This is a genomic window from Pollutimonas rozaliensis (assembly GCF_048751585.1).
In the GTDB taxonomy this organism is placed as follows: domain Bacteria; phylum Pseudomonadota; class Gammaproteobacteria; order Burkholderiales; family Burkholderiaceae_B.
In genome coordinates this window covers 1-242 of record NZ_JAZHOB010000328.1, presented here as the reverse complement: position 1 = coordinate 242, position 242 = coordinate 1, and the positions used below count along the sequence as shown (strand labels likewise).

1 protein-coding gene is annotated in these 242 nt (G+C 41.3%); it reads left to right on the top strand.

What is annotated here, in order from left to right:
* Positions 1 to 242 (top strand): Rnf-Nqr domain containing protein (locus V0R37_RS23105; protein WP_420376693.1); only part of this gene is annotated, 242 nt, incomplete at both ends.

Below are 242 nucleotides of genomic sequence, written 5' to 3'. Positions count from 1 at the left end.
CAGTGTTAGCACCGGGTTCACTTACGTGGCTTGGTTACCCAGATGCAGATCTTAGCTTTTTACGTTTCTTAACTTTCATTGGTGTTATTGCAGCACTTGTGCAAATTTTGGAAATGGCATTAGATAAGTTCTTCCCAGCACTTTACAACGCGTTAGGTATCTTCTTACCACTAATCACAGTTAACTGTGCAATTTTTGGTGCGGTATCTTTCATGGTTGAGCGTAACTATAACTTCGGCGAG